The 19243-nt window shown below is 70.2% G+C and carries 20 protein-coding genes; 12 read left to right on the plus strand and 8 right to left on the minus strand.

The window, feature by feature from the left end:
* Positions 1-31 precede the first annotated feature (31 nt).
* From OHA05_RS04570 to OHA05_RS04580, 3 genes are read left to right on the plus strand one after another with little or no spacing between them, the layout of a single operon-like run.
* Entirely contained in the window at positions 32-2605 is a 2574-nt protein-coding gene (locus tag OHA05_RS04570) for a DEAD/DEAH box helicase (RefSeq protein WP_313947692.1), read from the plus strand.
* Positions 2606-2660: 55 nt separating this feature from the next.
* Positions 2661-3539, plus strand: a complete 879-nt coding sequence (locus tag OHA05_RS04575; RefSeq protein ID WP_328859886.1) for an acyl-CoA thioesterase — start codon at positions 2661-2663, stop codon at positions 3537-3539.
* Positions 3540-3584: 45 nt separating this feature from the next.
* Positions 3585-4070 (plus strand): glutathione peroxidase, encoded by a 486-nt coding sequence (locus tag OHA05_RS04580; protein WP_313947690.1) that lies wholly within the window; start codon positions 3585-3587, stop codon positions 4068-4070.
* Positions 4071-4113: 43 nt separating this feature from the next.
* Here OHA05_RS04580 and OHA05_RS04585 read toward each other — a convergent pair whose 3' ends face one another.
* Entirely contained in the window at positions 4114-5340 is a 1227-nt protein-coding gene (locus OHA05_RS04585; protein ID WP_313947689.1) for an acyl-CoA dehydrogenase family protein, read from the minus strand.
* A 166-nt stretch (positions 5341-5506) separates the two neighbouring features.
* Between OHA05_RS04585 and OHA05_RS04590 the strand changes: the two genes are divergently transcribed.
* Complete coding sequence (locus OHA05_RS04590) at positions 5507-6157, plus strand: TetR family transcriptional regulator (RefSeq protein ID WP_313947688.1); 651 nt, start codon at positions 5507-5509, stop codon at positions 6155-6157.
* Positions 6158-6251: 94 nt separating this feature from the next.
* Here the strand turns inward: OHA05_RS04590 and def are convergent, their stop codons facing one another.
* Complete coding sequence (gene def / locus OHA05_RS04595; RefSeq protein WP_313947687.1) at positions 6252-6791, minus strand: peptide deformylase; 540 nt, start codon at positions 6789-6791, stop codon at positions 6252-6254.
* Positions 6792-6905: 114 nt separating this feature from the next.
* Here def and OHA05_RS04600 point away from each other — a divergent pair, with 114 nt between their 5' ends.
* The 5 genes from OHA05_RS04600 to OHA05_RS04620 all read left to right on the plus strand — a co-directional run bounded on the left by OHA05_RS04600 (position 6906) and on the right by OHA05_RS04620 (position 11441).
* The gene (locus OHA05_RS04600; RefSeq protein WP_313947686.1) at positions 6906-8144 is read left to right on the plus strand and encodes a Mur ligase family protein; all 1239 of its coding nucleotides are present in this window, start codon (positions 6906-6908) and stop codon (positions 8142-8144) included.
* A 26-nt stretch (positions 8145-8170) separates the two neighbouring features.
* Positions 8171-8899 carry a type 1 glutamine amidotransferase gene (locus tag OHA05_RS04605; protein ID WP_313947685.1) on the plus strand — a complete coding sequence of 243 codons (729 nt, stop codon included), beginning with the start codon at positions 8171-8173 and terminating at the stop codon, positions 8897-8899.
* Between the two features lie 211 nt (positions 8900-9110).
* Positions 9111-10136, plus strand: coding sequence for a 6-phosphofructokinase (locus OHA05_RS04610; protein WP_313947684.1), 1026 nt, complete (start codon positions 9111-9113; stop codon positions 10134-10136).
* Between the two features lie 104 nt (positions 10137-10240).
* Positions 10241-11191: a cytochrome c oxidase assembly protein gene (locus tag OHA05_RS04615; RefSeq protein ID WP_313947683.1), complete on the plus strand. Its 951-nt coding sequence runs from the start codon at positions 10241-10243 to the stop codon at positions 11189-11191.
* Between the two features lie 88 nt (positions 11192-11279).
* Entirely contained in the window at positions 11280-11441 is a 162-nt protein-coding gene (locus tag OHA05_RS04620) for a hypothetical protein (RefSeq protein WP_313947682.1), read from the plus strand.
* 103 nt (positions 11442-11544) lie between these two features.
* Here the strand turns inward: OHA05_RS04620 and OHA05_RS04625 are convergent, their stop codons facing one another.
* Positions 11545-11937, minus strand: a complete 393-nt coding sequence (locus OHA05_RS04625; RefSeq protein ID WP_313947681.1) for an SSI family serine proteinase inhibitor — start codon at positions 11935-11937, stop codon at positions 11545-11547.
* Positions 11938-12102: 165 nt separating this feature from the next.
* Positions 12103-12639, minus strand: a complete 537-nt coding sequence (locus OHA05_RS04630) for an ATP-binding protein (protein ID WP_313947680.1) — start codon at positions 12637-12639, stop codon at positions 12103-12105.
* A gap of 272 nt (positions 12640-12911) precedes the next feature.
* On the opposite strand from OHA05_RS04630, the gene OHA05_RS04635 reads away from it, so the two are divergent.
* The 3 genes from OHA05_RS04635 (at position 12912) to OHA05_RS04645 (ending at position 15226) form a co-directional block, all read left to right on the plus strand.
* Entirely contained in the window at positions 12912-13619 is a 708-nt protein-coding gene (locus OHA05_RS04635; RefSeq protein WP_313947679.1) for a lysophospholipid acyltransferase family protein, read from the plus strand.
* 63 nt (positions 13620-13682) lie between these two features.
* Entirely contained in the window at positions 13683-14741 is a 1059-nt protein-coding gene (locus OHA05_RS04640) for an NAD-dependent epimerase/dehydratase family protein (RefSeq protein ID WP_313947678.1), read from the plus strand.
* 14 nt (positions 14742-14755) lie between these two features.
* Positions 14756-15226 carry a YbaK/EbsC family protein gene (locus tag OHA05_RS04645; RefSeq protein ID WP_313949104.1) on the plus strand — a complete coding sequence of 157 codons (471 nt, stop codon included), beginning with the start codon at positions 14756-14758 and terminating at the stop codon, positions 15224-15226.
* A 91-nt stretch (positions 15227-15317) separates the two neighbouring features.
* On the opposite strand, the gene OHA05_RS04650 is transcribed toward OHA05_RS04645, so the two are convergent.
* The 4 genes from OHA05_RS04650 to OHA05_RS04665 form a co-directional block, all read right to left on the minus strand.
* Positions 15318-16850 carry an alpha/beta hydrolase gene (locus OHA05_RS04650; RefSeq protein ID WP_313949103.1) on the minus strand — a complete coding sequence of 511 codons (1533 nt, stop codon included), beginning with the start codon at positions 16848-16850 and terminating at the stop codon, positions 15318-15320.
* A gap of 199 nt (positions 16851-17049) precedes the next feature.
* A complete protein-coding gene (locus tag OHA05_RS04655; protein ID WP_328859887.1) occupies positions 17050-17802 on the minus strand; it encodes an urease accessory protein UreD in 753 nt (250 codons plus the stop codon).
* Complete coding sequence (gene ureG / locus OHA05_RS04660) at positions 17799-18476, minus strand: urease accessory protein UreG (RefSeq protein ID WP_328859888.1); 678 nt, start codon at positions 18474-18476, stop codon at positions 17799-17801. The genes OHA05_RS04655 and ureG overlap by 4 nt, the downstream gene beginning before the upstream one ends.
* A gap of 19 nt (positions 18477-18495) precedes the next feature.
* Entirely contained in the window at positions 18496-19158 is a 663-nt protein-coding gene (locus OHA05_RS04665) for an urease accessory protein UreF (protein ID WP_313949102.1), read from the minus strand.
* Between the last annotated feature and the right edge of the window lie 85 nt (positions 19159-19243).

The following is a 19243-nucleotide window of genomic DNA, read 5'->3' on the forward strand; positions in this document are numbered from 1 at the left end:
GAAGCCCAGTTGACGAGTCAGCGTAGCGCTCATGATCTTCCCTCCACCGTCCGGTTCCCTCATCGGGACCGAAGGCAGGCAAGATGGGGGCGTGACCCTTATCGATCAGCTGCCGCCGGATGCCGACCCCGATGCCCTCTTCGAGGCCTTCACCTCATGGGCCGAGGGCCAGGGCATCACGCTCTATCCGGCTCAGGAGGAAGCGCTGATCGAGGTGGTTTCCGGGGCGAACGTGATCCTTTCGACCCCGACCGGCTCGGGCAAGAGCCTCGTGGCGGCGGGCGCGCACTTCACGGCGCTGGCGAAGGACCAGGTCACCTTCTACACCGCGCCGATCAAAGCGCTGGTCTCGGAGAAGTTCTTCGACCTGTGCAAGCTCTTCGGCACGGAGAACGTCGGCATGCTGACCGGCGACGCCTCCGTCAACGCCGACGCCCCCGTCATCTGCTGCACCGCCGAGGTGCTCGCCTCCATCGCCCTGCGCGACGGCAAGCACGCCGACATCGGCCAGGTCGTGATGGACGAGTTCCACTTCTACGCCGAGCCGGACCGCGGCTGGGCGTGGCAGATCCCGCTGCTGGAGCTGCCGCAGGCCCAGTTCGTCCTCATGTCGGCCACGCTCGGCGATGTGTCGATGTTCGAGAAGGACCTGACCCGGCGCACGGGCCGGCCGACCGCGGTCGTCCGGTCGGCGACCCGGCCCGTCCCGCTCTCCTACGAGTATGTGACGACGCCGATCACCGAGACGCTGACCGAGCTGCTGGAGACCCGGCAGGCACCGGTCTACATCGTGCACTTCACGCAGGCCCAGGCGGTCGAGCGCGCGCAGTCGCTGATGAGCATCAACATGTGCACGCGCGAGGAGAAGGACAAGATCGCCGAGCTCATCGGCAACTTCCGCTTCACCACCAAGTTCGGCCAGAACCTCTCCCGCTTCGTGCGCCACGGCATCGGAGTGCACCACGCCGGCATGCTGCCCAAGTACCGCCGGCTGGTCGAGAAGCTGGCGCAGGCGGGTCTGCTGAAGGTCATCTGCGGTACCGACACCCTCGGAGTGGGCGTCAACGTCCCCATCCGCACCGTGCTGTTCACCGCGCTCACCAAGTACGACGGCAACCGGGTGCGCACTCTGCGCGCCCGTGAGTTCCACCAGATCGCCGGCCGTGCCGGACGGGCCGGCTTCGACACCGCCGGCTTCGTCGTCGCCCAGGCTCCCGAGCACGTCATCGAGAACGAGAAGGCACTGGCGAAGGCGGGCGACGACCCGAAGAAGCGCCGCAAGGTCGTCAGGAAGAAGGCGCCGGAGGGCTTCGTCGCCTGGTCGGACACCACGTTCGAGAAGCTGATCGCCTCCGATCCGGAGCCGCTGACCTCGCGCTTCCGGGTCACCAACATCATGCTGCTCTCGGTGATCGCCCGGCCGGGGAACGCCTTCGAGGCGATGCGCCATCTGCTGGAGGACAACCACGAGCCGCGCAAGGCGCAGCTGCGGCACATCCGCCGGGCCATCGCCATCTACCGCTCGCTGCTGGACGGCGGAGTGGTGGAACAGCTGGACACGCCCGACGCGGAGGGCCGCACCATCCGGCTCACCGTCGACCTCCAGCAGGACTTCGCGCTGAACCAGCCGCTGTCGACGTTCGCCCTGGCCGCCTTCGACCTGCTCGACCCCGAATCGCCGTCCTACGCCCTGGACATGGTCTCCGTCGTCGAGTCGACGCTCGACGACCCCCGCCAGATCCTCGCCGCGATGCAGAACAAGGCGCGCGGTGAGGCCGTGGGGCAGATGAAGGCCGACGGCGTGGAGTACGAGGAGCGCATGGAGCGGCTCCAGGACATCTCGTACCCGAAGCCGCTCGAAGAGCTGCTGTGGCACGCGTACAACGTCTACAAGAAGTCGCACCCGTGGGTCGGTGACCACCCGGTCTCGCCGAAGTCCGTGATCCGGGACATGTACGAACGGGCGCTGACCTTCACGGAGTTCACCTCCTGGTACGAACTCGCGCGCACCGAGGGCATCGTGCTGCGCTATCTCGCGAGCGCGTACAAGGCGCTGGAGCACACCATCCCGGACGATCTCAAGTCCGAGGACCTGGAGGATCTGATCGCCTGGCTCGGCGAGATGGTCCGTCAGGTCGACTCCAGCCTGCTGGACGAGTGGGAGCAGCTGGCCAACCCGGAGGTGGAGACCGCGGAGGAGGCTCAGGAGAGGGCCGACCAGGTCAAGCCGGTCACGGCCAACGCACGCGCCTTCCGGGTGCTCGTGCGCAACGCGATGTTCCGCCGGGTGGAGCTGGCCGCGCTGGACAGGGTGAACGATCTCGGCGAGCTGGACGCGGAGTCCGGCTGGGACGCGGACGCCTGGGGGGAGGCGATGGACGCGTACTGGGACGAGTACGAGGAGCTGGGCACCGGCCCGGACGCCCGCGGTCCCAAGCTGCTGATCATCGAGGAGGACGCGCCGCACGGTCTGTGGCGCGTCCGGCAGATCTTCGCCGACCCGAACGGCGACCATGACTGGGGCATCAGCGCGGAGGTCGATCTCGCGGCCTCCGACGAACAGGCGCAGGCCGTCGTGCGTGTGACCGCCGTCGGTCAGCTGTGAGAACGCGCCTGTCGACAGGAATGCGGCTCATGACTGGAACACAGGAGAACACGCGATGACGAACCCGGCGGAGCGCCTGGTGGATCTGCTCGACCTGGAGCAGATCGAGGTCAACATCTTCCGCGGTCCGAGCCCGAACGAGTCCCTGCAGAGGGTCTTCGGCGGGCAGGTCGCCGGCCAGGCTCTGGTGGCGGCCGGCCGCACCACCGACGGGGAGCGCCCGGTGCACTCCCTGCACGCGTACTTCCTGCGGCCGGGCCGTCCCGGTGTGCCGATCGTCTATCAGGTCGAACGGGTCAGGGACGGCAGGTCGTTCACCACCCGCCGGGTCACCGCGATCCAGCAGGGCCGGACGATCTTCAATCTGACCGCGTCCTTCCACCGGCCGGAGGAGGGCAACATCGAGCACCAGCTGCCGCCCCGCCTCGACTTCCCGGACCCCGAGACGCTGCCGACGGTCACCACGGAGATCCGCGAGCACCTCGGAACGCTGCCCGAGGCGCTGGAGCGGATGGCCCGCCGCCAGCCGTTCGACATCCGTTATGTCGACCGGCTGCGCTGGACGCCGGAGGAGATCAAGGAGAAGGAGTCCGATCCGCGCAGCGCGGTGTGGATGCGCGCGGTGGGCCCTCTCGGCGACGACCCGCTGGTGCACACCTGCGCGCTGACGTACGCCAGCGACATGACCCTGCTGGACGCGGTCCGGATCCCGGTGGAGCCGCTGTGGGGACAGCGCGGCTACGACATGGCGTCGCTGGACCACGCGATGTGGTTCCACCGGCCGTTCCGTGCGGACGAGTGGTTCCTGTACGACCAGGAGTCGCCGATCTCGACGGGCGGGCGGGGACTGGCCCGCGGACGCATCTACGACCGGTCGGGGCAGCTGCTCGTATCGGTCGTGCAGGAAGGCCTGTTCAGGCCGCTGGGCGGCTGAACCGACCCCCATCAGGGGACGGCCGTAATCAATGGAGGAGATCAGATGACATCGCTGTACGACATCCCGCTGCACACACTGACCGGTGAGCCGACGTCCCTCGCCGCCTACCGGGGCCAGGCGGTCCTGGTGGTGAACGTGGCGTCCAAGTGCGGTCTCACCCCGCAGTACGCCGGTCTGGAGCAGTTGCAGAAGCAGTACGGCGAGCAGGGCTTCACCGTCCTCGGGGTGCCCTGCAACCAGTTCGCGGGCCAGGAGCCGGGTGACGCGGAGGAGATCCAGACCTTCTGCTCGGCGACCTACGGCGTGACCTTCCCCATGCTGGAGAAGGTGGAGGTGAACGGCGCGCAGCGGCACCCGCTGTACGTCGAGCTCACCAAGACGGCGGACGCGGACGGCGAGGCCGGCGACGTGCAGTGGAACTTCGAGAAGTTCCTGATCGGCAAGGACGGCGCGGTCGTGGCGCGCATCCGCCCGCGCACCGAGCCGGACTCCCCCGAGGTGGTCTCGGCGATCGAGGCCCTTCTCTGAGCCTGCGGGGGCGGGCCGTTCGGGCCCGCCCCGCCGGCCGTGATCAGCGGATGGTCATGCCCGACAGGGTGCGGGCGATCACCAGTCGCTGGATCTCGCTCGTGCCCTCGAAGATCGTGTAGATCGCCGCGTCGCGGTGCATGCGCTCGACCGGGTACTCGCGCGTGTAGCCGTTGCCGCCGAGGATCTGGACCGCCTGCGCCGTGACCTTCTTCGCCACCTCGCTCGCGTACAGCTTGGACATCGACCCCTCGGCGGAGGTGAAGGGCTTGCCCGTCACACCCATCCACGAGGCGCGCCACACCAGCAGCCGGGCCGCGTCGATCTGGGTGCGCATGTCGGCGAGCTGGAAGGCGATGCCCTGGTTGTCGATGATCGGGCGGCCGAACTGGCTGCGCGTCCTGGCGTAGTCGAGGGCCACCTCGTACGCGGCACGGGCGGTGCCGACCGCCATCGCGCCGACCGCCGGACGCGAGGCCTCGAAGGTCGCCATGGCCGCGTTCTTGACTCTCTCGCCGCCGGCCTTGACGCTCTCGCGGGCCCGGGCGAGGCGCTCGTCCAGCTTCTCCTTGCCGCCCAGCAGGCAGTACCCCGGTACGCGGACGTCCTCCAGGACGACCTCGGCGGTGTGCGAGGCGCGGATGCCGTGCTTCTTGAACTTCTGGCCCTGGGAGAGCCCCCGGGTGTTCGGCGGCACGATGAAGGACGCGTGACCCTTGGAGCCGATCTCCGGGTCGACGACGGCCACCACGACATGGACGTTGGCGATGCCGCCGTTGGTCGCCCAGGTCTTGGTGCCGTTCAGCACCCACTCGTCCTTGGCCTCGTCGTACACCGCGCGGGTCCGCATCGCGCCGACGTCCGAGCCGGCGTCCGGCTCGGAGGAGCAGAAGGCCGCCACCTTCACATCGTCGACGTCGCCGTACATCTGGGGGATCCAGGTGCCGATCTGCTCCTCGGTGCCGTTCGCGAGGACGCCGACCGCCGCAAGTCCCGTACCGACAATGGACAGTCCGATGCCGGCGTCGCCCCAGAAGAGCTCCTCCATGGCCATCGGGATGCCGAGACCGGTCGGGTCGAAGTACTGCTGCGCATAGAAGTCGAGGGAGTAGATTCCGACCTTGGCGGCTTCCTGGATCACCGGCCAGGGGGTCTCCTCACGCTCGTCCCACTCTGCGGCGGCCGGGCGCATCACGTCCTTGGCGAAGCCGTTCAACCAGTCCCTGACCTGCTTCTGGTCGTCGTTGAGATCGAGCGTGAACTCGGCCATGTCCCCTCCAGCACTGCGGTGTCTTCCTGCATGTTACTTGCGGTAACCGCAGTCTGTTACCGGTTAGTAGCCCATGTCAACCGAACGCCGGGGGATCCCCGGTACGGGCGGGCAGGGTGTTAGTTTGCGCAGGCGTTACGCAATCGCACGGCGGGGAGAAAGCCATATGGAGACCACACACCAGTCGTCCGACCAGGACCGACCGGCCGCCGACCAGCGCCGTCGCGAGTTGCTGGAGGCGGCCGACCGTGTCGTACTCCGGGACGGTCCCCAAGCCTCCATGAACGCCATCGCGGCGGAGGCGGGCATCACCAAGCCCATCCTCTACCGCCACTTCGGCGACAAGGGCGGTCTCTACCGCGCGCTCGCCAAGCGCCACACGGACGCGTTGCTCGCCTCGCTGCGGGTGGCCGTCGACGCGCCCGCCGACCGGCGCAAGCGGGTCGAGGCCACGCTCGACGCCTACCTCGCCGCGATCGAGGCCCGGCCGCAGGTCTACCGCTTCCTGATGCATCCCGCCGAGGACGCCCACCAGCCGGAGGCGGGATTCGACGTCGGCCGCCACTCGGCACCGCTTCTGCGCCGCCTCGGTGAGGAACTGGCCAAGGTGATCCACGACCGGGTGGACCTGGGGCCCGACGGTGAGCAGCTCGCACGGGTGTGGGGCCATGGGATGGTCGGCATGATGCACGCGGCCGGCGACTGGTGGCTCGGTGAACGCCCGTGCTCACGCGCCCAGTTGGTGACCAGCCTGACGGATCTGCTGTGGGGCCGCCTGTTCGAGGTGCCGGACCGCGAGGACGGGCCCGGCTTCTAGGGAGTCTCCGCAGGGCGTGTTGAGGCCGGGGCAGCGGCGCCGGACAGCGGCGCCGCGCGATTCGGCTCCCGCCGGCGGAAGACCCGGTCCCGCTCTATGTGCTCCACTTCGCGCGTGCCGCCGCCCGCAGCACCTTCGCGCGGCGCCGGCCGGTGAGCCGGTCCGGGTACACGATCCCCTCCAGGTGATCGCATTCGTGCAGCAGACAGCGCGCGAAGAATCCGGTCCCCTCGACACGTACCCGCTCCCCGTCCGCGGTCGTCCCCTCCACCACCGCACGGTCGTGACGCGGCGTCCCCGCCTCGAGGCCCGGCAGCGACAGACAGCCCTCGGGGCCGCGCACCGTGACCCCGTCCGCCTCCACCAGGCGCGGGTTGACGATGTGTCCGAGATGGCGCACGTCCTCGTCGTCCGGGCAGTCGTAGACGAACACGCGCAGCCCGACGCCCACCTGGTTGGCGGCCAGGCCCACTCCCTGCGCCGCGTACATCGTCGCGAACATGTCCTCGACGAGCTGCTTCAGTCCGGGACCGAAGTCGCTGACGGGTTCACAGGGGGTGTGCAGCACGGGATCGCCGAGGAGGCTCATGGTCCTCACGAGTCCGGAACTGCCGGGGATCGGGCGGTTTCGCATGGCCGCAAGCGTACGTTCAGCCGTGACCTCCGCGTCTCGGGCGGTGCCGAGGTAGGGCCGTGCGGCCGGACCTGGATAGGCTGGGCCGGACCGATGCAAGGAGGATCAAGGACGATGTCAGGCAACTCGGAGCCCCTGACGCCGCGCGCCAAGCTCGCCGTGACGGCAGGCAAGGCCGCAGCGGCGGTGTCGCGCGCCGCCGGACGCGGCAGCGGATCGGTGATCGGCGGCCGGGTCGCGCTCAAGCTCGACCCCGATCTGCTGGGGCGGCTCGCGCAGCATCTGGACGTCGTCCTCGTGTCGGCGACGAACGGCAAGACCACCACGACCCGGCTGATCGCCGAGGCCCTGCGGGCCAGCGGTCCGGTCGTCTCCAACGCCCTGGGTGCGAACATGCCCGCCGGCATCACCTCGGCCCTGGCCGGTGGCTCCGACGCCAAGTTCGGTGTGATCGAGGTCGACGAGAAGTACCTCGCCGGCGTCGCACGTGATGTGACGCCGAAGGCGATCGCACTGCTCAACCTCTCGCGCGACCAGCTCGACCGTGCCGCCGAGACCCGGATGCTGGCCGAGAAGTGGCGCGAGGGCCTCGCCGGCTCGAAGGCCATGGTCATCGCCAACGCGGACGACCCGCTGATCGTGTGGGCGGCCTCCTCGTCCCCCAACGTGGTGTGGGTCGCAGCCGGCCAGGAGTGGAAGGACGACGCCTGGTCCTGCCCGTCCTGCGGCGGTGTGATGCAGCGCCCGGGCGACGACTGGTTCTGCGGCGAGTGCGGTTTCCGCCGTCCCGCCCCGAGCTGGGTCCTCAGCGGCGACCATGTGCTCGACCCGCACGGCTCGGCCTGGCCGATCCACCTCCAGCTCCCCGGCCGCGCCAACAAGGCCAACGCCGCCACCTCCGCCGCGGTCGCCGCCTGCTTCGGCGTTCCGCCACAGGTCGCGCTGGAGCGCATGTACGCGGTGCAGGCCGTGGCCGGACGCTATGACGTGGTCTCCTTCCAGGGCCGTGATCTGCGCCTGCTGCTCGCCAAGAACCCGGCCGGCTGGCTCGAGACGTTCTCCCTGATCGACCCGCCGCCGACGCCGGTCATCCTGTCCGTCAACGCCCGCGGCGCCGACGGAACGGACACCTCCTGGCTCTGGGACGTCGACTACACCCGGCTGGCCGGCCACCCGATCTTCGTCATCGGCGACCGCCGGCTGGACCTGGCCGTGCGGCTGGAGGTCGCGAACCTGGACTTCCGGGTCTGCGAGACGGTCGACGAGGCGGTGCAGCTCGCCCCGCCGGGACGGATCGAGCTGATCGCCAACTACACCGCCTTCCAGGACGTGCGCCGCCGCGTCGGGAACTGACCGGGGACTGCGAAAAGGACATGAGCATGAGCGACAACAGCCTGCGTCTGGTCTGGGTCTACCCGGACCTGCTCAGCACCTACGGCGACCAGGGCAACGCCCTCGTCGTCGAGCGCCGGGCCCGTCAGCGCCGCCTCGACGTGATGCGGATCGACGTGCGCAGCGACCAGCCGATCCCGACCTCCGGCGACATCTACCTGATCGGTGGCGGCGAGGACCGGCCGCAGCGGCTCGCGGCGGAGCGGCTGCGCCGCGACGGCGGGCTCAGCCGGGCCGCCTCCAACGGCGCGATCATCTTCTCGGTCTGCGCCGGTTACCAGATCCTCGGTCACGAGTTCATCAACGACCTCGGTGAGCGCGAGCCGGGCCTCGGCCTGCTCGACGTGGTCTCCACGCGCGGCGAGGGCGAGCGGTGCGTCGGCGACGTACTGGGCGACATCGACCCGCAGTTGGGCCTGCCGCAGCTGACCGGGTTCGAGAACCACCAGGGCATCACGCACCTCGGCCCCTCGGCCCGTCCGTTCGCCCGCACCATCCTCGGCCGGGGCAACGGCACCGGCGACGGCACCGAGGGCGCGTACAACGAGACCGTGTTCGGCACCTATATGCACGGCCCGGTCATGGCGCGGAACCCGCAGATCGCGGACCTGCTGCTCAAGCTGGCCCTCGATGTGAACGCCCTGCCGCCGACGGACGACCGCTGGTACGAGGCGCTGCGCGCCGAGCGCATCGCCACCGCGACCCAGCCCGCCTGACACCGCGCGGCACCGAGGCACACGCCGGCGTCCGCGCCGTCCCCGGGCGCCGGACGGACGGCAGTCCGGCGTCCGGCGCGCCCGGGGCGACGGGCGTCCAGCACTCGGACGCCCGGTTCGGTTCCCGCCGCCTCGCGCCGGTAGGGTGGCGGGGATCCGACCGGACGACGTGGTCCGGGAGTCCGCCCACGTTGCAAAGGTAATTCGGGCAATGCGCATTGGTGTGCTCACCTCCGGCGGCGACTGCCCCGGCCTGAACGCCGTCATCCGCTCCGTCGTACACCGCGCCGTCGTCGACCACGGCGATGAGGTCATCGGCTTCCACGACGGGTGGAAGGGACTTCTGGAGTGCGACTACCGCAAGCTCGACCTCGACGCCGTGGGCGGCATCCTGGCCCGCGGCGGAACCATCCTCGGGTCCTCCCGTGTCCAGCCGGCGCACCTGCGTGACGGTGTGGAACGCGCCAAGGGACATGTCGCCGAGCTCGGCCTCGACGCGATCATCCCGATCGGCGGCGAGGGCACGCTGAAGGCGGCCAACCTCCTCTCCGAGGGCGGCCTGCCGATCGTCGGCGTGCCGAAGACCATCGACAACGACATCGCGTCGACCGACGTCACCTTCGGTTTCGACACGGCGGTCGGGGTGGCCACCGAGGCCCTCGACCGGCTGAAGACCACGGCCGAGTCGCACCAGCGTGTGCTGGTCGTCGAGGTCATGGGCCGGCACACCGGCTGGATCGCGCTGCACTCGGGCATGGCGGCCGGCGCCCACGCCATCGTCGTCCCTGAGCGGCCGTTCGACATCGACGAGCTCAGCAAGCGGGTCGGTGAGCGCTTCGAGGCGGGCAAGCGGTTCGCCATCGTCGTCGCCGCCGAGGGCGCCAAGCCCCGCGAGGGCTCGATGCAGTGGGACGAGGGCGGCAAGGACATCTACGGGCACGAGCGCTTCGCGGGCGTCGCCCGGCAGCTCTCCATCGAGCTGGAGGAGCGCCTCGGCAAGGAGGCCCGGCCGGTCATCCTGGGGCACGTCCAGCGCGGCGGAACCCCGACGGCGTACGACCGTGTCCTCGCGACCCGCTTCGGCTGGCACGCGGTGGAGGCGGCGCACCGCGGTGAGTTCGGCATGATGACCGCGCTGCGCGGCACGGACATCACGATGGTGCCGCTGGCCGAGGCCACCGAGACGCTCAAGACCGTCCCGGACGAGCGGTACGCCGAGGCCGAGACCGTCCTGTGAGGTAGTCGCAGACCGCGAACTGCCCCCGGCCGCAACCGCGGCCGGGGGCAGTTCTAGTCTGGTGCGGACAACAAGCACGAATCGGTACGCACAGGGGTGCACAGATGGATCACAGCGGGCACGGCATGACGATGGATCTGCCGCCGTTCACGCTGGGACGGGGTCTGGAGTTCTCCCCGGACCCGTTCTTCCTGACGGGCTGTGTGCTCGCGCTGGTGCTGTACGGCTGGGGGGTGCTGCGGTTGCGCCGGCGCGGCGACAGCTGGCCGGTCAGCCGCACGGTGCTGTTCACCGTGGGCGTGCTGAGCGTGGCCCTGGTGATGTGCACCAAGCTGAACGACTACGGCATGGTCATGTTCAGCGTGCACATGGTGCAGCACATGGTGATCAGCATGCTGTCCCCCATCGTGCTGCTGCTGGGGGCGCCGGTCACGCTGGCGCTGCGCGCGCTGCCGGTCGCCGGCCGCGGCCGCAAGGGTCCGCGCGAGCTGCTGCTCGCACTGCTGCACAGCCGGTACATGAAGATCGTGACCCATCCGGCGTTCACCATCCCGCTGTTCATCGCGAGCCTCTACGGCCTCTACTTCACGCCGCTGTTCGACTTCCTGATGGGGTCGACCGTGGGGCATGCCGCGATGATGGTGCACTTCCTCGCCGTCGGCCTGGTCTTCTTCTGGCCGATCATGGGCGTGGACCCCGGGCCGCACCGGCCGGGCTATGTGATGCGGATGCTGGAGCTCTTCGCCGGGATGCCGTTCCACGCGTTCTTCGGTATCGCGCTGATGATGGCGACCGAGCCCATGATCGGCGCCTACCGCAACCCGCCGGCCTCGCTCGGCATCGACGCACTCACCGACCAGAACGCCGCGGGCGGCATCGCCTGGGCGTTCAGCGAGATCCCGTCCGTGCTGGTGCTGATCGCCCTGGTCTTCCAGTGGTACCGCTCCGAGCAGCGGCAGGCCAGGCGCCTCGACCGGGCCGCGGACCGGGACGGCGACAAGGAGCTCGAGGCGTACAACGCCTATCTCGCCTCGCTCCAGGCACGCAGCCGGTAGTGAGCACGGCGGACGGGCAGTAGCGCGAAGCCCTCCTCGCGGGTGACCATGGTCCTGGGCGGCCGTGGCCGCACGGAGGAGGGCGCGCATGTCCGGATCCACGAAGGCGATGGGAGTGCTCACCGTCTCGACCCTGGTGGTCGTGACCGCCTATACGGCAGCACTCGGCAGCAACGGCTGGCTCTGGTTCGGCTGGGTCGTGCTCGGCCTGCTGACGATCGGGGTGATCGCCTCGCGCGGCAACACCTGACGGCGGGCGCCGCGGGCGCTCGGCCGCTACGCGGAACGGGCCGGCGCCCGGCAGAAGGCAAGGGCGCCGGGCAGTGCCCGGCAGGTCGGCCGCCGGGCGGTGCTCAGAAGCGGAAGACCGCTCCGGTCGCCGCGTCGAGCGCGCACGCGTTGGCGTAGGTCTTCTGCCAGCTCATCGAGCGCTGCTGCCAGCTGCCAGTGGCCTCGACCGTCACCGGGTCGAACTTCTTGGTGCACGGGTGCGGGTCGGCGGGCAGTTTGTCGAGGTCGCCGCCGGCCTTCGTGAGCGCCGCGCACGCGTCCGCCGCCGCGGGGTGCGGGCCGCCGGGCTCGGGTGCGCACTTCAGCATCACCCCGCGCATCCAGGTGTTCTCGCTGCCGGACACGGTCAGGAACAGCCCCTCGCCGGCGACGGGCTCTTCGTCCGCGGCCTGCGCGGGCACCACGGCGGCAAGGGTCATCAGGGCGGCTGCGGCAAGAGTGACACTGCGGTACATCGAAGGCTCCTGGGGCTCGGGGAACGACGCAGGGTCGGACCGACGGAGGCAAGAGCACTCCTGGACGGGCGCGGTGGCAAGCGGCCGCGCGGCCCCGGTCGCGCGTACGGGCGACAGAAATCGCCCGTACGGCCCCGGGGCCGCCGCCTCGAACCGGCCGGTGCCTCAGCCGACACCCACCGGGACGCGTTCGGTGTCCTCAGCCCGGTGCCGCGCTGCGGGCTCGACCTCCCGTTGGACGACGGGGTCCACGGGAAGGGGCTTGAACTCGGGCATCGGGGCCGAGGGGGCGGGGGTGGCCCGCAGCATGCGCTCGGCCTGTGTCACCCGCCGGCTGAACCAGATCACCTTGCCGGTCGTCGTACCGCACGTGCCCCAGCTGTCACTGAGGACGGCGACGGTCGCGAGACCGCCCCTCGACGGGCAGGAACTGGTCAGCCGTGGCATATGGCTGTCGTTGTCCGCCACGGACGCGATCAGATGCCGCCCGGTCCAGCGCAGTTCCACCACGCAGGTCTTGTCACCCGTGACGTGCTGGACGACGTTGCCGACCAGTTCGTCGACCGCGCGACAGACGGGGGTGATGTGCGCTTCGAGCTTCCAGTGCCGAAGATGTGCCGCGAGAATGCGCCGGATCTGGGGGATCCGCTCTGTGGTTGCCTGCACTTCCAAGGTGTATCGGCAGGCGGCCTGAACGTGCATGACCGTGGCTCCTCACCGCAACAGGGCTGTCTCTTCGGATGCGGGCCCCCGAGTGCGAAGAGTGAGCACCTGACGCTTCTGGGTCACTGACCAGAGTGACCTCACGTCGTCACAACCGCAACACATCGCCCGACCGGAGCAGTGGCTCATCCCGTCGGGCACGGTTACGCGGAGCGTGCCGTGCACATAAACTGACCGTCCCCAAGACACCGACTGACCAGGGACGACGCGGCCCTGATCCTGATTCCGGACCGAGTGAGGAGCACCCTGAAGTGTTCTATTACGTGCTCAAATACGTCATTCTGGGGCCGCTTCTGCGGTTGCTGTTCCGGCCCCGGATCGAGGGGCTTGAGCACATCCCCGAGGACGGCGCGGCGATCGTCGCAGGAAACCATCTGTCGTTCTCGGACCACTTCCTCATGCCGGCGATCATCAAGCGCCGCATCACGTTCCTCGCGAAGGCGGAGTACTTCACCGGTCCGGGCCTCAAGGGCCGGCTGACCGCCGCGTTCTTCCGCAGCGCCGGTCAGATCCCGGTCGACCGCTCCGGCAAGGAGGCCGGGCAGGCCGCGATCCGTGAGGGGCTCGGGGTGCTCAGCAAGGGCGAGCTGCTCGGGATCTACCCGGAGGGCACCCGCTCGCACGACGGGAAGCTCTACAAGGGCAAGGTCGGCGTCGCCGTGATGGCTCTGCGGGCAGGCGTGCCGGTGATTCCCTGCGCGATGGTGGGCACCTTCGAGATCCAGCCTCCCGGGCAGAAGCTGCCGAAGATCAAGCAGGTCACCGTGCGGTTCGGCGAGCCGATGGAGTTCTCCCGCTACGAGGGGATGGAGAACGAGAAGGCCGCGATCCGCGCCATCACCGACGAGATCATGTACGCGATCCTCGAACTGTCCGGCCAGGAGTACGTCGACCGGTACGCGGCCGATGTGAAGGCGGAACTGGAGCCGGCGAAGAAGTTCCCGCGCCGGCGGCGCTGAGAGCGAATCTGCGCTCCGCCAAGTTTCTGGGCCCGGCCTCGGCCGGGCCCTTAGCGTTTGGACATGACCAGGGGAAACGCAGTCGTCGTCGGAGCAACGGGACAGGTGGGCCGGGCCGCGGTGCGCGCGCTCGCCGCGGACGGATGGGAGGTGCGGGCGCTCTCCCGCCGCGGCGGCAGGGACGAGAGCTGGCCGGAGGAGGTGCGGGCAGTCGTCTGCGACCGGGAGGACGAGACGGCGCTGGCGGTGGCGCTCGGCGACGGCTGTGACGTGCTGGTCGACATGGTGGCCTACGGAGCGGACCACGCGCGGCAGTTGACCTCTCTCGCCGACCGGGTCGGCTCGGCGGTCGTCATCTCCAGCGGCGCGGTGTACGAGGACGATCAGGGCCGCAGTTTCGACACGCAGCGCGAGCCGGACGGCTTCCCCCGCTATCCGGTGCCGATCCCGGAGACCCAGCGCACCGTGGCGCCCGGGGATGCCACGTACGGCACCCGAAAGGTCGCGCTGGAACTGGAGTTGCTGGCGGCCGGCGACCACCCCGCGACCACGCTGCTGCGTGCGGGGGCGATCCACGGGCCGCACTGCCGCACGCCGCGCGAGCTGTACTTCGTGAAGCGCGCGGTGGACGGGCGGCCGGTGCGGATCCTGGCCCACGGCGGCCGCGACCGCTTCCATCCGGTACATGTCTCCAACCTCGCCGAACTGATCCGGCTGGCGGCCCTCCGGCCGGGGTCGCGGGTGCTGAACGCCGGTGATCCCGTGGCGCCGACGGTCGCCGAGATCGGTGCGGCCGTCGACGCCGTCCTCGGCCGGAGCAGCGAGACCGTGCTCGTGGACGGGGCGAGCCCGCGAGGCGATGTCGGGGTGACGCCGTGGAGTGTGGAGCACCCGATCGTCTACGACATGGCCGCGGCCGAACGAGAGCTCGATTACCGGGCGGTGACCACCTACGAGGACTCGCTGCCGAAGACCGTCGAGTGGCTGGCCCGGCAGCTGCACGGCCGGGACTGGACCGAGGCCTTCCCGAGGATGGCCGAGCTGTACGCTCCGCAGGTCGACCTCTTCCCCTACGCGGAGGAAGACGCATGGCTGGCCGAGCGCGGACGGGAATCGAAGTGAGCGAAGAGCACGGCATGTACGCCAAGTTGATCGGGCTGCTGGACGAGCGCGGCGCGGCGTACCGGATCATCGAGCACGAGGAGCAGGGCGCGACCGAGGCGGTCAGCGCGCTGCGCGGGAACACTCTGGCGCAGGCCGCCAAGTGCATCGTGGTGATGGTGAAGATCGGCAAGAAGGAGAAGCGGTACATCCTTGCGGTGGTGCCGGGCGACCGCCGGGTCGACCTCGGTGCGGTGAAGGGCCTGCTGGGCGGCACCTATGCCGGATTCGCGACACCCGAGGTGGCGGAGCGGCTCGCGGGCAGCGTGAGCGGCACGATCCTGCCGTTCTCCTTCGACCCCGAACTCGAACTGGTCGTGGACCCCGCCCTGCTGGTGCACGAGGAGATCTTCTTCAACGCGGCGCGGCTGGACCGTTCGCTGGCGCTGCGCACCGCCGACTACACCGCGGTCGCCGAGCCGCGCACGGCGGACATCGCGGGCTGACGTACGCCCGGGACATGAAGACCGCACGAGGGCCCGGGACATGAAGGAGGGGCGGCCGTGAACGGCCGCCCCTCCTCCGTGAAACCGGGACTTACGGCTTCGGCGTGGCGTGCGGGGTGCACGTCACATCGCGGCTGTCGACCTTGCCGCTGAGCAGGTAGGAGTCCACCCGCTGGTTGATGCAGGGGTTGACCAGACCGGTCACACCGTGCGAGCCGGCGTCCTTCTCGATGATCAGACGCGAGCCCTTGAGCCGCTTGTGCAGCTCGACGGCGCCCTCGAAGGGAGTGGCGGCGTCACGGGTCGACTGGACGATCAGCACCGGCGGCAGGCCCTTGCCGGACTTCACGTTCAGCGGGGTCTGCTGCTTGGACGACCAGGTGGCGCAGGGAAGGTTCATCCAGGCATTGGCCCAGGTCATGAAGGGGTGGTCCCGGTGGAGCCGGGTGTTGTCCCGGTCCCACGTGCGCCAGCTGGTGGGCCACTTGGCGTCCGCGCACTCGACGGCCGTGTAGACGGCGTTGCCGTTCTCCGCGGAGATGTTGCCCGCGGTGTCGGACAGGTCCGGCGCCGCGGCGTCGACGAGTGCCTGGGTGTCACCTGCGATGTACTTGCTCCAGGTCTGGGCGGTGGGCACCCAGGCGGAGTCGTAGTACGGCGCACCCTGGAAGAAGCTGATCAGCTCCGCCGGTCCGACGACCCCGCCGAGCGGGGCCTTCTTCGCGGTGGCCCGCAGCTTCACCCACTGCTGCTCGACCTTCTCCGGAGTGTTCCCGATGTGGAAGACGGCGTCGTTCTTGGCGACCCATGCCTTCCAGTCGTTCCAGCGCGTCTGGAAGGCGACGTCCTGGTCCAGGTTGGCCTGGTACCAGATCTTCTCCCGGGACGGGTTGACCACGCTGTCGACGATCATCCGGCGCACATGGCCCGGGAAGAGCGTCGCGTAGACCGCGCCGATGTAGGTGCCGTAGGAGACGCCCAGGAAGTTGAGCTTCTTCTCACCGAGTGCGGCCCGGATCACGTCCAGGTCGCGAGCGGTGTTCGGCGTGGTCATGTGCGGCAGCATCCAGCCGCTGCGCTCGGCACAGCCGTCCGCGTACTCCGCGGCGAGCTTGCGCTGGGCCCGCTTGTCGGCCTCACTGTCCGGCACCGGGTCGGCCTTCGGAGCCTTCACGAACTCCTGCGGGTCGATGCAGGAGATCGGCGCCGAGTGGCCCACACCCCGGGGGTCGAAGCCCACGAAGTCGTACGCCTTGGCCGTGTTGGCCCAGAGCGGGTTCTTGCCCGTGACCCGGGTCGGGAAGCGCAGACCGGAACCGCCGGGGCCGCCGGGGTTGTAGATCAGCGCGCCCTGGCGGTCCGCCTTCGAACCGGTGTTGCCGATCCGGTCGACGGCGAGCTTGATCTGCTTGCCGTTCGGTCGTGCGTAGTCGAGCGGGACGGTCACCCAACCGCACTGGATGGGCTTGGCTATCGCCCAGTCCGCGGGGCAGTCCGCCCAGTCGATGCCCTTCTTGGCGGCACGTTCGGCAGCAAGCTGAACGCCACGCGCCTCGGAACCGCCGCGGCCGTCGGCGTTGGCCGCCGGAGCCACGACGGCGCCCATTATGAGGGTGCCCGCCATCAGAGTGCCGGCCGAGCCGAGCACTGCTGTGCGTCTCACGTAGAACTCCCCCTTCTGTCGTCGAAGTTCTCCGGGGGATCCTTTCGTCTGTGAGGCTGCGGGGAACAGGCCGTACTGGTGTTTCTTTACCGAACCAATAACCGGTATGCACGGTCCCGCTGAGCGGTACGCCCGGGAAGGGACGGCCCAACATCCCTTCTCAGGACGGCAGTTCCGAGCGCAACACCTCGTCGAGCACCCGGCGCAGTTGCCGGGCGTCGGGGGCGACAGCGGTGACGAGGAAGGCCGGACCGGCGAGCGGGGTGAGGACGGCCGAGTCGCCACAGAGACGGGTTTCATACGGTTTGTCGGCCCATTCCGGATGTACCGCGAGGAGTTGGCCCACGGCCCGGTGTCCGTCGAGAACCGCTCCCCCGTCCCAGCCGGGCGGTGCACCGGAGCCGTAGGAGAGCTCCTGGTCGAACAGCGGGCGGCCGGACCGGCGGACGGTCAGCCGGGTGGTCAGGGTTCCCGGGTCCTCGCCGTGCCGGCCGAGGATCTGCTCCTCGCGAAGGACCAGACGTGCGGTGGCGGCGAGGTCGACGCGTGTGTGCATCCGCAGGTCGCTGCCCCGGGCCGAGATGAGCTGTTCGGGGAGCCAGCGCAGCTCGGCGTCCTCGCCGACCGTCAACCGCACGTCGTAGTGGGCCTGTTCACTCCCCCGGCCGGGCAGGGCGATGGTCGCGGCCGCCGCGTCGACGTCGAGCCGGGCGCCGTCGCCGACGTCGGCCTCGACGGCGAGCCGGTCGCCTCCGAGAGGTGCGCTCATGGCGCCGACGACCGTGACGCGGGAGTGCGCCCGGGACCGCGGCAGGACCGGCCGCGTACGGCGCAGCGCGAGGGGACCGTCGCCGGCCAGGACCGGCAGCCCGTCCCGGGTGGCGACGATGCGTGCGGTGGCGTGGACGCTCATGCGTTCCAGGCGGCGAGCTGCTCGCGCACCCACCCGGTGACCGGGGCGACGCCCTCCTCGCTCCTCAACGAGGTGAAGACCACCGGCAGTTCACCTCGCTGCTCCTTGGCGTCCGTGGCCATCCGGCCGAGGTCGGAGCCGACGTACGGCGCGAGGTCCGTCTTGTTGACCACGAGCAGATCGGCGGTGGTGACGCCCGGCCCGCCCTTGCGCGGGATGTCGTCACCGCCCGCTACGTCGATCACGAAGATCTGGGCGTCCACGAGCCCCTTGGAGAAGGTGGCCGTGAGGTTGTCGCCACCGGACTCGACCAGGATCAGATCGAGGGGGCCGACGCTCTCCTCCAGGTCCTCCACGGCTTCCAGATTCGCCGAGATGTCGTCGCGGATGGCGGTGTGCGGGCACGCTCCGGTCTCGACCGCCTGGATGCGCTCCGGCGGCAGCACGGCGTTGCGCAGCAGGAATGCGGCGTCCTCGCGGGTGTAGATGTCGTTGGTGACGACGGCGATGGACAACCGGTCGCGCAGCGCACGGCACAGGGCGGCGACGGTCGCGGTCTTGCCCGAGCCGACGGGTCCGCCGAGCCCGATGCGCAGCGCACGCCGGGTGCCGTCGGGACGTACGGCGTCGGCGCTGACGGCGGCGGGGCCGATGGGGGCGTGGTCGAGGTGCATGGTGCGGCTCCAGGGTGTGTCAGGACGCGAAGAGGCGTACGGGCCAGGCCGCGTGCTGTTCGGCGGTGATGTCGAGCAGCGGCGCCGAGGCCGCGGGCAGGGCGTCGATGCCCTTGCGGGCGGCTGCCGCCGCCTGTGCGGCGACCTCGTCCATCGCGGGCGCGAGGCGGGCGAGCACGGCGGTGGCGTCGAAGGGGTTCAGGCTCAGGAGGCGTACGGCCGCGGTGGCGGGGCCGCTGACCGTCTCGTAGGCGACGCAGTGCGCGGCGTCCTCGGGGCCGAGCCCGGCGGCCCGCGCCGTGAGCCCGATGACGACGGGCTGATGCGCACCGCGCGGGAGAGCGGCGGCGAGCGCGTCGAGTTCCGGAGCGGGCCAGGTGGCGCGGGCAGCGCGCATCATCTGTCGGCCGAGCCTGCGGGCCGTGGCCCGCAGGGCGGGGGACGGTGTGCGGGCGTCGGCGGCCTCGTCGAGTTCGAGGGGGTCGAGGCCGAGGGCGGCCGCGGCAGCGAGTGCGGCCGAGGTGAGTCCGGTGGTGCGGAGCCGGCCGTGGCAGAACGCCGCCAGATCCCGGGCGTCACGGATGCGGCCCGCCTTGACGGCCGCTTCGGCGCCGCCGGAGTGGGCGTGCCCGCCGGCGGGGAAGCGGCCGTCGGCGAGGACGAGGAGTGCGGCACGGCTCATGACCGGCTCCTCGTCGCAGGCGGTGTCCTCTTCTGCGACGGCGATGGTGTGCATGTCGGCCCGTCGGCAGTCGTCCGCGGGACCC

The organism is Streptomyces sp. NBC_00306, from assembly GCF_036169555.1.
Taxonomy (GTDB): Bacteria; Actinomycetota; Actinomycetes; order Streptomycetales; family Streptomycetaceae; genus Streptomyces; species Streptomyces achmelvichensis.

Coding starts and splice junctions, on each gene's coding strand:
- OHA05_RS04580 (WP_313947690.1), top strand. CDS start 3,585: ATGACATCGCTGTACGACATCCCGCTGCACACACTGACCGGTGAGCCG.
- OHA05_RS04600 (WP_313947686.1), top strand. CDS start 6,906: ATGTCAGGCAACTCGGAGCCCCTGACGCCGCGCGCCAAGCTCGCCGTG.
- ureG (WP_328859888.1), bottom strand. CDS start 18,476: ATGCACCTCGACCACGCCCCCATCGGCCCCGCCGCCGTCAGCGCCGAC.
- OHA05_RS04630 (WP_313947680.1), bottom strand. CDS start 12,639: ATGCACGTTCAGGCCGCCTGCCGATACACCTTGGAAGTGCAGGCAACC.
- OHA05_RS04665 (WP_313949102.1), bottom strand. CDS start 19,158: ATGAGCCGTGCCGCACTCCTCGTCCTCGCCGACGGCCGCTTCCCCGCC.
- OHA05_RS04640 (WP_313947678.1), top strand. CDS start 13,683: ATGACCAGGGGAAACGCAGTCGTCGTCGGAGCAACGGGACAGGTGGGC.
- OHA05_RS04610 (WP_313947684.1), top strand. CDS start 9,111: ATGCGCATTGGTGTGCTCACCTCCGGCGGCGACTGCCCCGGCCTGAAC.
- OHA05_RS04615 (WP_313947683.1), top strand. CDS start 10,241: ATGGATCACAGCGGGCACGGCATGACGATGGATCTGCCGCCGTTCACG.
- OHA05_RS04655 (WP_328859887.1), bottom strand. CDS start 17,802: ATGAGCGTCCACGCCACCGCACGCATCGTCGCCACCCGGGACGGGCTG.
- OHA05_RS04605 (WP_313947685.1), top strand. CDS start 8,171: ATGAGCGACAACAGCCTGCGTCTGGTCTGGGTCTACCCGGACCTGCTC.
- OHA05_RS04625 (WP_313947681.1), bottom strand. CDS start 11,937: ATGTACCGCAGTGTCACTCTTGCCGCAGCCGCCCTGATGACCCTTGCC.
- OHA05_RS04570 (WP_313947692.1), top strand. CDS start 32: ATGATCTTCCCTCCACCGTCCGGTTCCCTCATCGGGACCGAAGGCAGG.
- OHA05_RS04645 (WP_313949104.1), top strand. CDS start 14,756: ATGTACGCCAAGTTGATCGGGCTGCTGGACGAGCGCGGCGCGGCGTAC.
- OHA05_RS04620 (WP_313947682.1), top strand. CDS start 11,280: ATGTCCGGATCCACGAAGGCGATGGGAGTGCTCACCGTCTCGACCCTG.
- def (WP_313947687.1), bottom strand. CDS start 6,791: ATGCGAAACCGCCCGATCCCCGGCAGTTCCGGACTCGTGAGGACCATG.
- OHA05_RS04650 (WP_313949103.1), bottom strand. CDS start 16,850: ATGGCGGGCACCCTCATAATGGGCGCCGTCGTGGCTCCGGCGGCCAAC.
- OHA05_RS04590 (WP_313947688.1), top strand. CDS start 5,507: ATGGAGACCACACACCAGTCGTCCGACCAGGACCGACCGGCCGCCGAC.
- OHA05_RS04575 (WP_328859886.1), top strand. CDS start 2,661: ATGACGAACCCGGCGGAGCGCCTGGTGGATCTGCTCGACCTGGAGCAG.
- OHA05_RS04585 (WP_313947689.1), bottom strand. CDS start 5,340: ATGGCCGAGTTCACGCTCGATCTCAACGACGACCAGAAGCAGGTCAGG.